Source organism: Nitrosomonas marina, from assembly GCF_900110145.1.
Classification (GTDB): Bacteria; Pseudomonadota; Gammaproteobacteria; order Burkholderiales; family Nitrosomonadaceae; genus Nitrosomonas; species Nitrosomonas marina.
Window position 1 is genome coordinate 1 of record NZ_FOCP01000037.1, and the last position, 12,644, is coordinate 12,644.

Consider the following 12,644-nt stretch of genomic DNA (forward strand, 5'->3'; position numbering starts at 1 on the left):
TGAAGGTGCAAAATTCGTTGACGGCGTTAAACAAAATGGGGATCAAAAGCAGCAGGCCGCTTGATTCTCCATACACCAGATTTGACTATAGCTCAAAGACATTAGCCTTTGGCTCATATCCTGATGTCAGTTTGAAAGAAGCCAGAAAGAAACGTGATGAAGCCAAAAATCATCTTGCTAACAATTCCGATCCTTCACTAATCAAGGTGGTTAAAAAGAAGCTGCTCGTTATGCAGCTGAGAACACTTTCAAAGCCATAGCGCTTGAGTGGCACGCTAAAAATGTCCATACCTGTGGCGGCGAGCTATAATTATTTCTGGTGTACGACAAGAGAGAATGAAACGGTGCAACCTGTTGACGAGGACTGTGTTGAAAGCGTGAAATTTTATTAAGTAGCAAGCAGCCCCTGAAAACAGCCCCTGAAAACTGACAGGAGCCGTTTGAGAATCGATCAGCTTATTCTTTACCAGGAGGGGCTCCCAGTCTTTCACCTGATTCAGGATCCTCATATAAGCTTGGTGGTTTATTATAGGGCTTAGGTTCGCCGCATCCAGATAATAGGGCTGTACCAGCTAAAACTAAAAGGATGGTAACTAAGAACGTATATCTCATGAAAATCTCCTTTGTTTTTAAAATAAGGTGTTGATCAATAAATCTAATGTCACGTTGAAACTTCATCAGCCACAAGTCACACCTGAAAATCTTAGTTCGGAATGTGTGATTTGGTCAAGTGCATTATTGGGTTAAGGCAAAGAATTTGTTGTGGTAACGCTTGAGCATGCACATATATCAACGCAACATATAAATAATGTCAATCGCTTTTGTTGCCCTGTTGAACTAATCGCTCATCCCGTCAGTGGCAGAATTCTTATCAACCCAAATGCAGGTTGTCGCTATCAAATCGCACAAGGCCAGTCTCAAGAAATGCAGCCTTAATGCCTTTATCGTCGATGAATTAACGCCGCGGTCTTTTTCAAAATTAATAACCGTATTTGGCATTACATTCGCCTTTAATGCTGGTTCCCGAACTGTCCAATTCAGTCCTGCTCTTGCCATTCTGCTGTCAATCAATGTTTGAGCCTCTCAGAATGTTTATTTTTTCTGGGAAAAATTTGAAATTCGTATTCATCCAGGGTTGATAACCCGTACCAGTGACATCACTTCATTGCAGGTATGGACTTGACACGCATGGACTGTTTCTGTAGTCTTCGCGCCCTACCTCGGGTGCCTTTAATATACATTGAAGGTTAAACGGGAAGCTGGTGCGTTCGCGATCGATTTCGTACAAAGCCAGCACTGCCCCCGCAACGGTAAATGAGTTAGAAAATTATTTTTCTTAAAGACTTGCATCGAGCCACTGTACAGCAATGCGTATGGGAAGGCGTAAGTATGGAACGTTCCGCTCATGAGTCCGGAGACCGGCCTGAAGTACACACGGTATTGCGGAGGGCAATTGACGGATCGCGGTATATCATATTATCTGCACTGGCTTTTAGGTCATTATCCTCTGCAAGTCTTAAAAAACAGATCACGCGCGGGCGGCGCGGAGGAGAAATATGCCTATTTGCCGGTATTCGGCGACGGCTGTGCGTTCAATGGGCGCAGCCGCAACAATCGTCTTTACAACTGCTTTCGCAGAAACAGATTCATATACTAATCAAGAAAAACCAATTATAGTCACCGCAACGCGAACATCTCAGACGGCGGATAGTTCGCTAGCCTCGGTAACTGTCGTTTCGCGTGCAGACATTGAACGTCAACAAGCACGCTCAATTCAGGATTTGTTTCGTGGTTTGCCAGGCGTTAGCATCGCCAATAAAGGTGGGCCAGGAAAAAATACGTCCGTTTTCTTGCGTGGTACTAACGCTGATCATTTGTTGGTGATGATTGATAACATCAAAGTCGGCTCAGCAACCAGTGGCACCACGGCATTCCAGAACATTCCGATAGAGCAGATTGAACGTATTGAAATCGTGCGCGGTCCACGATCTAGCTTATATGGTTCTGAAGCTATTGGTGGTGTTATCCACATTTTTACACGCAAAGGTGAAGGTAGAACTGGTTTAACGCCCAACTTTAGTTTTGGTGGCGGCAGTTATGGTTCCATCAATGGCTCGGCTGGACTATCAGGGCGTAACAAACAGGGTTGGTTTAATCTAACCGCCAGCGGGCAAGGCAGCAATGGATTTAACGCTTGCAATGGCAAGCCATCTCCTGGTGGTGCCGGTTGTTTTACCAATGAACCAGACCGCGACGGCTACCGTAATATTGCAGGTTCTGCACGAGCAGGTTATCGCTTTAAGAATGGACTAGAAATTGATGCCAATTTTATGCACTCAGCGGGCAGAACACAATTTGATGGCAGCTCTTTTAGTCCGAACAGATCTATCATCACACAGCAGGTTCTTGGTGGTATCGTACGCTATTCACTTACCGATTTGTGGCGTGCCAGTGTGATTGCTGGCCGTAGTAAACAAAATTCAGATAATTTTCAGGGGAGGGATTTTTTCAGCCAATTTAATACTCGTCGTGACAATGTCACGTTACTCAATGACTTGACCTTTGGCAAAAATCATCTCACCACCTTGGGGTTTGATTACCAAAATGATCATGTCGAAAGCACGGCGGACTACGCTATCACATCCCGTAACAATTGGGCGGTTTTTGGTCAACATCAAGCAAGATTTGCCAAGCATGACATGCAATTTTCATTACGCCATGATGAAAACCAGCAATTTGGCGGCCGTGTCACAGGTGGGGCCGGGTGGGGTTATCCTATTTCGGACAATACACGAATTACTGCCAATTTCGGTAGCGCCTATAAAGCGCCGACATTTAACGAGCTTTATTTTCCTGGCTTTGGCAATCCCAATCTGCGCCCTGAGGAATCACGCAGTTATGAACTCGGTATCAAGGGAAAAAAAGACTGGGGGGCATGGTCATTGAATGTGTATGAAACCCACATCGATAATTTAATCGCAACTGCATTTGATGATGCAACAGAAAGATTCTTTCCTGATAACGTCGATAAAGCGCGTATCCGCGGCCTTGAAGCCGTTGTTAACACCCGGATCAAAGGTTGGTGGATTAATGGAAATCTGACTTTCCTTGACCCTGAAAACCGTTCTTCCGGTGCAAACAGGGGTAATGTACTGGCCAGACGTGCGGAGCAGACTTTTCGCCTGGACACCAATCGTACCTTCTTTGACAAAATCACCATCGGAGCGATGTTTTTGGCCGAAGGTGAACGCTTTGATAATTTGTCGAATACACGCAAACTGGATAGCTATACCCGTTTAGACCTGCGCTCAGAATACCGCATCAATAAAAACTGGCGTCTGCAGGGACGCATTGAGAATTTATTTGATAAACACTACGAAACCGCTTCTTTCTTTAACCAACCCGGACGAAATTTTTTCGTCACACTACGTTATCAACCATCAAGCTAACTCATTGTAGAGGACATAAAACATGCTGGCACTAGCCACTCGCAATCAAATCATAATCGGCGTCTTACTTGCTTTACTCATGATCGTCACACGTGGTCATCATTTCGCTTCCCTGCAAAACCTGCCCAGTGCTTCTTGGGCAGTATTCTTTCTTGCTGGTGTGTATTTGCGTTCAGCCTGGTTACTACCCGGATTTTTCACGTTCGCTTGGATACTGGATTTTGCGGGATATACCTGGGGCGGTGCGAGTGGCTTTTGCCTGACACCGGCTTATTTCTTTTTATTACCTGCGTACGCTTCGCTCTGGCTTGCCGGTCGTTGGTACGCCAATCAGCACGGTTTCTCGTGGCGCACTTTCCTGCCGCTTTCCTTGAGTCTTATCGTAAGTACCTTGGTATGTAGAATGTTTTCCAGCGGCGGATTCTATTTGTTCTCTGGTCATTTCGAAGAAAAAACACTGGTTGAATTTAGCGAGCGATTTATGAAGCACCTGCCGCTCTTTTTCGAGGCATTTGTCTTTTATGTTGCTATTGCGGTAGCGATACATGCTGCGTGTGTGTTAATCCCATCTAACAAACGCCATACGACTGCGGGATAACCTATGGAAAAGCCAAATCGAGAACAGCGTCATCGCAATCGTATGCAGCGTAAAAAAGAAGTGGTAGATAAAGCTATCGCTCGTGCAGACCAGGAGAAAGGCTTGCTACTGGTGCTCACCGGCAACGGTAAAGGCAAGTCAAGCTCTGCATTTGGCATGGTAGCGCGCATTCTTGGTCATGGCATGAAAGCGGGGGTCGCGCAGTTCATCAAGGGGCGTTCAGACACTGGCGAAGAAGCTTTTTTCCGTCAGCAAGACAGTGTCGTCTGGCACGTTCTGGGTGAAGGCTTTACCTGGGAAACACAAAATTTGGTACGTGATATCGAAACGGCAAAAAAAGGTTGGGCGGTGGTACGTGAAATGCTACAAGATCCATCGCTGAACCTGGTGGTATTGGATGAGCTGACCTATCCACTCAAATTTGGCTGGTTAGATTTGGAAACTGTATTAACCGACCTGGGAAGCCGCCCACCCATGCAACATGTGGTGATTACCGGGCGTGCCGCACCGAAAGATTTGCTCGAAGCGGCAGATACCGTCACTGAAATGAATGACATCAAGCATGCTTTTCGAGCAGGCATAACCGCACAAAAAGGCATTGATTTGTGAAACACTGTCCCGCGCTGCTAGTGTCAGCGCCTGCTTCTGGTCAGGGCAAAACAACCATAACAGCTGCATTGGCAAGACTACATCGTAATCAAGGCCGCCGTGTGCATGTGTTTAAAATCGGACCGGATTTTCTGGACCCGATGATTCTGGAGCAAGCCTCCGGCAACCCGGTGTATCAATTAGATTTATGGATGGGTGGTAAAGCACATTGCCAACAACTATTGTATCAGGCCGCGAGTAGAGCAGATTTGATTCTGATCGAAGGTGTCATGGGGCTCTTCGATGGCGAACCATCTAGTGCGGACATTGCAGCGGCATTCGGTATTCCCGTCCTTGCTGTTATTGACGCAACTGCTATGGCTCAAACGTTTGGTGCGGTTGCGCATGGTTTGGCCACATATCGGCCTGATTTACATTTTGCCGGAATATTAGCCAACCGGGTCGCCAGCAAATCGCATGCAGAAATGCTGCAAGAAAGTTTATCGCCCGATCTGCCCTGGTTCGGCGCAATCTTTAGCGAACAAAACAGCCTGATACCCAGTCGCCATTTAGGCCTGGTTCAGGCTGATGAAGTCGATGATATCGATCGACGCCTGGATAAATTTGCACGACAGTTTTCAGAGGAAACAGCGTTAAACACATTACCACAAGCGGTTGCCTTTAGTGCGCCGGGTGTCGCGCTTAATGCGTTGCCTCATACGCTTAAAAACGTTCGCATTGCTGTCGCATCAGACAACGCATTTTCATTTATCTACCGCGCCAATTTAAACCTACTACAAGCCATGGGCGCAAAACTGATGGCTTTTTCCCCGTTAAATGACAGAGTATTGCCAGATGCAGACAGCCTTTATCTACCAGGTGGCTATCCTGAGTTACACCTGGAAAAGCTGGCGACCAATCAAACCATGCGAGAGGCGATTCGTGACCATCATGCCGCAGGAAAAGCCATTGTTGCTGAATGCGGCGGAATGCTCTATTTGCTAACCACATTAACTGATAGCAGCGGGCAGCAAGGTAATATGATGGATATTCTTCCCGGCAAAGCCACCATGCAAAACCGTTTAGTTAATTTGGGCCTGCATTCGGGAACGTTTCCTAACGGTGAATTGCGTGGCCACACTTTTCATTATTCGAAGTTGGAAACATCACTTGAATCATCCAGCTTGACGCAACCCACACGGAAAAGCCTAAAGCCGGAGCCAATATTTCAGGACGGTAAATTAACTGCCTCTTATATTCACTGGTATTTTCCATCCAATCCCGCTGTTGTCGCCGCATTATTTCAACCATGAGCAACGATCATCGTTATAGCAAGTCCGAACGTTTAGCCGTTTACCGTGCCATAGCTGAGCGCCGCGACATGCGTCATTTTCGACCAGACCCGGTCGATCCGACTGTGTTAAAACATTTGCTTGCCGCCGCTCATCAAGCACCAAGCGTTGGTCTAATGCAACCGTGGAGATTTATCCATATTAAAGATCATGACTTGCGTCAAAAACTTGCATTGCTGGTAGACGAAGAGAGGCTCCATACAGCTGAAGCTTTGGGTAAACGAAGCAATCAATTCATGGAAATGAAAGTTGAAGGTATTCGAGAATGCGGGGAATTGTTTGTGGCGGCATTGAGCGATAAGCGAGAACAGCATATTTTCGGCAGACGAACTATGCCTGAAATGGATCTGGCTTCCGTGGCCTGCGCCATTCAGAATATGTGGCTTGCGGCTCGCGCAGAAGGCCTTGGCATGGGCTGGGTATCATTATTTGATCCCGTACAGCTCGCGCGACTGCTGAATATGCCACCTGGCAGCAAACCTGTCGCAATTATATGTCTTGGTCATGTTGATGCATTTTATCCTGCACCAATGCTTAAGCTAAATGGTTGGGCAGATGAACGTCCGTTGTGCGAGCTGGTGTTTCAAAATACCTGGAACAGCACTGAATTATGAGTGCCGCATTAATTGTTCTCGCAGCGTCGGTACTGGATGCATGGTTCGGAGAGCCGCGTCGTTTTCATCCGCTTGTGGGGTTTGGTAATGCAGCCTTGGCTATTGAACATCGCATTTATGCTTGTTCGAAGAAAAACGGTATCCATGCCGTTCTGTTGCTCGTCCTGCTGCCGGTTGTGCTGATTGAGTTTATCCAGCTCTTAATAAATTCCATCATTATCGATATCGTGGTGTTATATCTCGCGATCGGTTGGAATAGCCTGACAATGCATGCCAGGTCGGTCAAAAACGCACTACTCGAAGAAAATTTGTTTTTGGCAAGTGAACGTTTAAGCTTATTGGTAAGCCGCGACACGGCCGGTCTTAATCGAACCGATATCACTAAGGGCACGATAGAATCTGTTCTTGAAAATGGCAATGATGCAATTTTTGGTGCGATATTCTGGTTTGTTGTGGCTGGTGCGGCTGGCGTGGTCGCATACCGCTTGATCAACACATTAGACGCCATGTGGGGTTATCGTAATACGCGTTACCATCGTTTTGGCTGGGCGGCAGCGCGTTTGGACGACTGCCTGAACTACATTCCGGCTCGGTTAACGGCCTTGAGTTACGCGCTAATGGGCAATTCGAGCAACGCTTTTGCGTGCTGGTTTAAACAGGGATCAGTCTGGAAAAGTCCAAATGCTGGCTCTGTTATGGCGGCAGGAGCAGGTAGCCTGAATATTTCACTCGGAGGACCTGCTCGTTATCATGGGAAACTGGAACATCGCGCTATTCTTGGTACGGAGCGTACACCGGTTATTACAGATATCGAGGCAGCGCTTCACCTGATCCGGCGTTCTTTATTTTTTTGGTTGATGATCATTTACGTTGGGGAGCGGTGTATTGAATACTCAACATCCGTTTGATCGGAAACACGGCTCCGGCATACTGCATCATGGGGGACGCTTACGTGAAGCGGCAATTTGTTTTGACATCCCGATGAAACAGTGGCTCGATCTGTCCACTGGCATCAATCCGAACAGCTGGCCGGTCAAAATTCCCCCCGCTTCGACCTGGTCGCGATTACCGGAAGATATCGACGAACTGAATGCCGTCGCATGCCGATATTACGGTGCGGATGCCTTGCTACCGACGGCCGGCTCTCAGGCTGCCATTCAGATTCTGCCGCAATTGCGGCCATCGTCCCGTGTTGGCGTGCTTACACCAGGTTATGCAGAACATGCCGCAATGTGGCGGCGTTTTGGCCATACGGTTACACCGCTAGCACCTGAACAAATCAGCTCTGTACTACCGGAAACAGATGTATTGGTGCTGATTCATCCCAATAACCCTACCGGGGCCACTTTTCAAACGTCGCAGCTAATGGCATGGCACAAGCGATTGATCGAAAGCGGCGGCTGGCTAATTGTCGATGAAGCCTATATGGATGCCACGCCTGAATCCAGCATCGTTTCCTATGCGACAAAACCAGGGTTAATTGTGTTGCGTTCTCTTGGGAAATTTTTTGGGTTGGCCGGTGCACGCGTTGGCTTTGTCTGTGCGCATTCCGAGCTGTTGACTGCGCTCAATCATCGGCTTGGCCCGTGGGCCGTCAGCACACCTGCACGCTGGATGGCCATTCAGGCATTACTGGACTCCGACTGGCAACATACAGCGCGGCAGTTCTTGCAACAGGCTGGTCGCCGCCTGTATTTATTGCTCTCTCAACATGGTCTCAGACCTGACGGCGGTTGTGCGTTCTTTCAGTGGATACGTTGCGAGAATGCCAGTGAACTCTTTGAAAAACTTGCTTATCAGGGTATTTTGGTACGTTTGTTTGATGATCCGCCAAGTTTGCGTTTTGGCCTGCCGTGTACTGACTCTGATTGGCAACGGCTGGATGCATCACTTTCCAATGTACTGCGAACAGTATAGTCAAAGCATGATCGAGAATAAAAACTTTAAAATGCCGACGCGTGTAATTCGGTGCTTCGAATATTTCTCAGGTACTCATCCGCGCTGGCTAACCGAACATCTACACAGTAATATCTGATAATTATGGACAAGACACTGATTCTGGGCGGTATTCGTTCCGGCAAAAGTCGTATGGCAGAAAAGCTTGCAATTCAGACGCATTTGCCAGTTACCTATATTGCTACAGCAACTTCAGAAGATGATGAAATGCAGGCGCGCATAGCGTTGCACCGTGCTAACCGCCCCAAACATTGGTACGTTATCGAAGAGCCGGTATATCTCGCCGATACTTTGCAGCAAAACGCCGAAACGGATAAATGCATCCTGGTAGACTGCTTAACTCTTTGGTTGACCAATCTGTTATTGCATGAAGATGACACTTTATTTGAACGGCAACGTATGGCTTTATTGTCCCTTTTGCCGCAATTGCCGGGGCCTGTTATTTTGGTCAGCAATGAAACCAGTATGGGCGTCGTTCCAATGGGTGAATTAACGCGTCGCTACTGCGAAGAGGCTGGCAAACTGCATCAATTGCTCGCACAGCAATGCCAGCATGTCATACTGACAATCGCGGGTCTGCCGCATTTTCTTAAAGGTGGCATCCGTGCATGAAGCCTTAACGTTAGACTGGCTAAATAAAATGCCAGCAGTTTTAGATGAAAAATCGCGTCAGTCAGCCCGGCAACGTCAGGATAACCTGACCAAACCCACTGGTGCTTTGGGTCGACTGGAAGAACTGGCGATTCAATTGGCTGCCATGCAGCATACGGACCAGCCTGCCGTCGACCATGTGCAGATTACAGTTTTTGCTGCCGATCATGGCGTTGCCGATGAACAAGTTTCAGCCTATCCACAAACGGTTACTGGTCAGATGCTATTAAATTTTGCCTCGGGTGGTGCTGCAATTAACGTCTTGGCGCGCATATTGGATGCACGGTTGGATATTGTCAACCTGGGCACGCGCTATCCGCTCGAAAAAAGCCAATTGGCATTATATGAAATTAGCCATCAACCGCTCGGACCCGGCACGAGAAATTTTCTACATACAGCTGCTTTAGATAACAAACAACTTGCTGCAGCGCTGGCGATTGGACGTGAATATGCAGAACGTGCCTACAAATACAAACAACAATTATTTGTAGGTGGTGATATGGGTATTGGAAATACCACTAGCGCCACCGCGCTGGCGTGTGCCCTACTCGATATCGAACCAGCACAGCTGGTAGGGCCGGGTAGTGGCCTTAACGAGCAGGGTATTATGCATAAAACCAATGTAATCGTTCGTGCGCTTCAACGGCACCATGCTTATACCGCAATTCCGCTGGAAGCATTGCGCCGCTTGGGAGGTTTTGAGATTGCCGCACTGGTTGGAGCTTATATTCGTTGTGCACAGTTGCGAATACCGGTGATGATTGACGGATTTATCAGTTCGGTTGCAGCATTGACCGCCGAATCGATTCGTCCACATAGCTGTCGCTGGTTTTTATTCGCACATCGCAGTGCTGAGCCCGGTCACATTTTTATACTTCAAGCACTCAAGGCCGATCCTTTGTTTGATTTGAGCATGCGTCTCGGTGAAGGTAGCGGCGCAGCGCTGGCGATCAGCTTGTTGCGTCAGGCCTGTGCGTTACATAACGAAATGGCAACATTCACGTCTGCGCGCGTTGAGAACCGCACTTAAAGTATGGCTGAAACGACCGTAGCGCAGATTGATTTACTCAGACACGGTGAAACTGTTTCACCGGGCCGTTTTTATGGCAGTACCGAGGCGCATCTAAGCGACACGGGCTGGCAGCAAATGCAACGACGTGTGGCGCAAATGCCGCAACAATGGAATCAGATTGTCACATCACCACTCTATCGCTGCTCATCATTTGCACACGCTTTAGCCGAAAATTATGATATACCTCTGGTTGAGGAGGCTCGATTTCGAGAGATACATTTCGGTATCTGGGAGGGACGTAGTGCCACCGAAATAATGCAGAATGACGCCGATGCGCTAACGCTTTTTTGGAAAAACCCATTCGATCATTCGCCGCCAGAATCCGAGCCTTTAGCGGATTTCAGCGCACGCGTAATAGATGCATGGCAAGATATATTGTCGCAATGTGTGACTGAACACAATCAAAACAAGCGGCGCATCTTATTGATCGTTCACGGCGGCGTAATGCGTGTATTGTTCTGCCATATCCACAATAAGCCATTGACACATCTTTTGGAATATGTGGTCCCTTTTGCAATGCTGCAGTCAATTGAATTAAAACGGAGCAGCAATATTTTCTGTGTAAATTTCGGTACATGTTACACCGATTGATGATTTTTACCATGCGTATGTTGTGCGCTTTCCTGGTCGCACTACAATTTCTGACCAGCCTGCCAGTTCGCCTTGCATCCATGCCGGACGAAAAAACACTTGGCCATTCACTGTTGTTTTATCCGCTTGTCGGTTTAATCATTGGCTGGATTCTGGCATTACTGTGTGGACTACTTGATACATCACCGCCACTGGTCGCCGCAGCTGTTTTAACGGCGAGTTGGATTTTGTTAACAGGTGGTTTACATCTGGACGGCTTGGCAGACAGTGCTGATGCCTGGGTAGGCGGTATGGGAGACACAGATAAAACACTTGCAATCATGAAGGATCCGCATTGTGGTGCCGCTGGTGTGACGGCCGTCATTTTGCTGGTTTTACTAAAATTTGCTGCACTGCATACTTTAATTATCGCGCAACAGGGTATTGTAATCATTTATGCAGCTGTACTGGCTAGAGCACTAGTCGTCTTGTTGTTTTTGACTACGCCTTATGTACGCAACCCGGGCTTAGGCGCAACTTTGGCAAATCATCAGCCGTACGTACTGAATACATTAGTGGTGACGACAACACCAGTATTACTAGTGTACTTGACGAGCTTCGATTACATTTGGCTGCTGTTCGCAGCCGCCGTGATATTTTTACTGTTACGCCGGCTTATGATACAACGCATTCATGGAACCACCGGTGATACTACTGGTGCGTTAGTTGAAATATCAGAGCTTGGTATCATACTCACTGCAGTATTATGGATTCTGGATTAAATTCAAAAATTCAATCAGGCACAATAGAGCTTATTCAGAAATTCAGCGAATCATGGTTCATTGGTCAATAAAAAATTGCTGAGTTTTTAAGTAGGCTCTAACTGTAGGCGACACTACCTTCCTTCCTGTTATGTCGGTTTTTAAAAATTCTCCATTTTTTTCAGTTTATTTACAGACAAGGAAAATGTATATTTTTTAAGCAACGTCAGCCATGAATCTAAAGCAAATAACATGCTTTTCATTATTTTGCCGCTCTAAAATTTCAAATAGAAGACGTTGTTATATGTGATGTGCTATTGAATGAGTTCAAGGTGATTTTTTTAAAAGCATAAAATAACCATTTGAGCAATATTGTTAATAGTTGACTAAAATAGTCGGTTTTATTTGCAGTGTATATCTGTAAAAGAATTGCGTGAAATGTCAGGGATATAAAACGCAACGGCTTTCTGTTATGGCATGTTTTTTGCTGATTAAGCTATGACTGCTCATTCCGTCAGGCTAATTTTTTCAAAAGAGGAGAATTTATGTCAGGTATGTTAGAGAAATATGCAGGCCTTAATTTGCCTGCAAAGAAATTTTTGAGTATGGGTATGGTTTTAATAGCAGCCTTGCTTTTTGCGGTTTCTTCGCATGCAACAGTAATTCAGGGAAAAAGCGAGGGCTATGGTTTACAGGTCGACCTTGATTTTGCCTCTCAGAATATTGTGGATCTTCTGAATGGAAATCCGGCTGGAGTCGATCAGTTATCGCAAGGGGTCGCGCCGCCACCCTATAACGAAAGCAAAACCACTGTTTTTGCGGGCGCTTCCGGTGGCGTATCTCTGGGTCCCGTGACATCGCTTGATGTGTTCGATATCAATACATCGGTACTGAACAGCACAGCTAGCTCAAATGTGGATGGTGTTTCAGGTAACCGCTTTGCTGATGGAATGGGTGAAATTCAGAATGCGTCATTTGGTGCCGGAATTTTCAGCGTTTTGGGAATAACAACATTTGAGTTTCTCGGAACAAG

At 46.8% G+C, this 12,644-nt stretch carries 15 protein-coding genes and 1 riboswitch; of the genes, 13 read left to right on the forward strand and 2 right to left on the reverse strand.

Features of this window, described 5'->3' with window-relative positions; all coding sequences use genetic code 11:
• Nucleotides 1-260: Arm DNA-binding domain-containing protein (locus BMX44_RS15500; protein ID WP_218143992.1), on the forward strand; the 260-nt coding region annotated here is incomplete at its 5' end.
• A gap of 196 nt (nucleotides 261-456) precedes the next feature.
• On the opposite strand, the gene BMX44_RS16955 is transcribed toward BMX44_RS15500, so the two are convergent.
• Both BMX44_RS16955 and BMX44_RS16660 read right to left on the reverse strand, forming a co-directional pair.
• The gene (locus BMX44_RS16955; RefSeq protein ID WP_177167786.1) at nucleotides 457-612 is read right to left on the reverse strand and encodes a hypothetical protein; all 156 of its coding nucleotides are present in this window, start codon (nucleotides 610-612) and stop codon (nucleotides 457-459) included.
• 225 nt (nucleotides 613-837) lie between these two features.
• Complete coding sequence (locus BMX44_RS16660; RefSeq protein ID WP_143056973.1) at nucleotides 838-1,071, reverse strand: hypothetical protein; 234 nt, start codon at nucleotides 1,069-1,071, stop codon at nucleotides 838-840.
• Between the two features lie 134 nt (nucleotides 1,072-1,205).
• A riboswitch (cobalamin riboswitch) is annotated at nucleotides 1,206-1,441 on the forward strand.
• Between the two features lie 115 nt (nucleotides 1,442-1,556).
• Between BMX44_RS16660 and btuB the strand changes: the two genes are divergently transcribed.
• The 12 genes from btuB to BMX44_RS15570 form a co-directional block, all read left to right on the forward strand.
• On the forward strand, nucleotides 1,557-3,449 hold the full coding sequence (btuB, locus tag BMX44_RS15515; RefSeq protein WP_090634705.1) for a TonB-dependent vitamin B12 receptor: 1,893 nt from the start codon (nucleotides 1,557-1,559) through the stop codon (nucleotides 3,447-3,449).
• Nucleotides 3,450-3,471: 22 nt separating this feature from the next.
• Entirely contained in the window at nucleotides 3,472-4,047 is a 576-nt protein-coding gene (locus BMX44_RS15520) for a hypothetical protein (protein WP_090634707.1), read from the forward strand.
• A 3-nt stretch (nucleotides 4,048-4,050) separates the two neighbouring features.
• Nucleotides 4,051-4,656: a cob(I)yrinic acid a,c-diamide adenosyltransferase gene (cobO, locus tag BMX44_RS15525; RefSeq protein WP_090634709.1), complete on the forward strand. Its 606-nt coding sequence runs from the start codon at nucleotides 4,051-4,053 to the stop codon at nucleotides 4,654-4,656.
• Complete coding sequence (locus BMX44_RS15530; protein WP_218143993.1) at nucleotides 4,653-5,948, forward strand: cobyrinic acid a,c-diamide synthase CobB; 1,296 nt, start codon at nucleotides 4,653-4,655, stop codon at nucleotides 5,946-5,948. The genes cobO and BMX44_RS15530 overlap by 4 nt, the downstream gene beginning before the upstream one ends.
• Nucleotides 5,945-6,601, forward strand: coding sequence for a 5,6-dimethylbenzimidazole synthase (gene bluB / locus BMX44_RS15535; protein WP_090634710.1), 657 nt, complete (start codon nucleotides 5,945-5,947; stop codon nucleotides 6,599-6,601). The genes BMX44_RS15530 and bluB overlap by 4 nt, the downstream gene beginning before the upstream one ends.
• Complete coding sequence (cbiB, locus tag BMX44_RS15540) at nucleotides 6,598-7,509, forward strand: adenosylcobinamide-phosphate synthase CbiB (protein ID WP_090634712.1); 912 nt, start codon at nucleotides 6,598-6,600, stop codon at nucleotides 7,507-7,509. The genes bluB and cbiB overlap by 4 nt, the downstream gene beginning before the upstream one ends.
• The gene (gene cobD, locus BMX44_RS15545) at nucleotides 7,487-8,518 is read left to right on the forward strand and encodes a threonine-phosphate decarboxylase CobD (protein WP_245738969.1); all 1,032 of its coding nucleotides are present in this window, start codon (nucleotides 7,487-7,489) and stop codon (nucleotides 8,516-8,518) included. Before cbiB ends, cobD begins: the two co-directional genes overlap by 23 nt.
• A gap of 123 nt (nucleotides 8,519-8,641) precedes the next feature.
• The gene (gene cobU, locus BMX44_RS15550) at nucleotides 8,642-9,169 is read left to right on the forward strand and encodes a bifunctional adenosylcobinamide kinase/adenosylcobinamide-phosphate guanylyltransferase (protein ID WP_177167787.1); all 528 of its coding nucleotides are present in this window, start codon (nucleotides 8,642-8,644) and stop codon (nucleotides 9,167-9,169) included.
• Between the two features lie 28 nt (nucleotides 9,170-9,197).
• Nucleotides 9,198-10,238 (forward strand): nicotinate-nucleotide--dimethylbenzimidazole phosphoribosyltransferase, encoded by a 1,041-nt coding sequence (gene cobT, locus BMX44_RS15555; RefSeq protein ID WP_090634716.1) that lies wholly within the window; start codon nucleotides 9,198-9,200, stop codon nucleotides 10,236-10,238.
• Nucleotides 10,239-10,241: 3 nt separating this feature from the next.
• Complete coding sequence (locus BMX44_RS15560; protein WP_090634717.1) at nucleotides 10,242-10,871, forward strand: histidine phosphatase family protein; 630 nt, start codon at nucleotides 10,242-10,244, stop codon at nucleotides 10,869-10,871.
• Nucleotides 10,856-11,632: an adenosylcobinamide-GDP ribazoletransferase gene (locus BMX44_RS15565; RefSeq protein ID WP_245738970.1), complete on the forward strand. Its 777-nt coding sequence runs from the start codon at nucleotides 10,856-10,858 to the stop codon at nucleotides 11,630-11,632. Before BMX44_RS15560 ends, BMX44_RS15565 begins: the two co-directional genes overlap by 16 nt.
• A gap of 524 nt (nucleotides 11,633-12,156) precedes the next feature.
• On the forward strand, nucleotides 12,157-12,644 hold a 488-nt coding region (locus BMX44_RS15570), incomplete at its 3' end, for a hypothetical protein (RefSeq protein ID WP_143056974.1).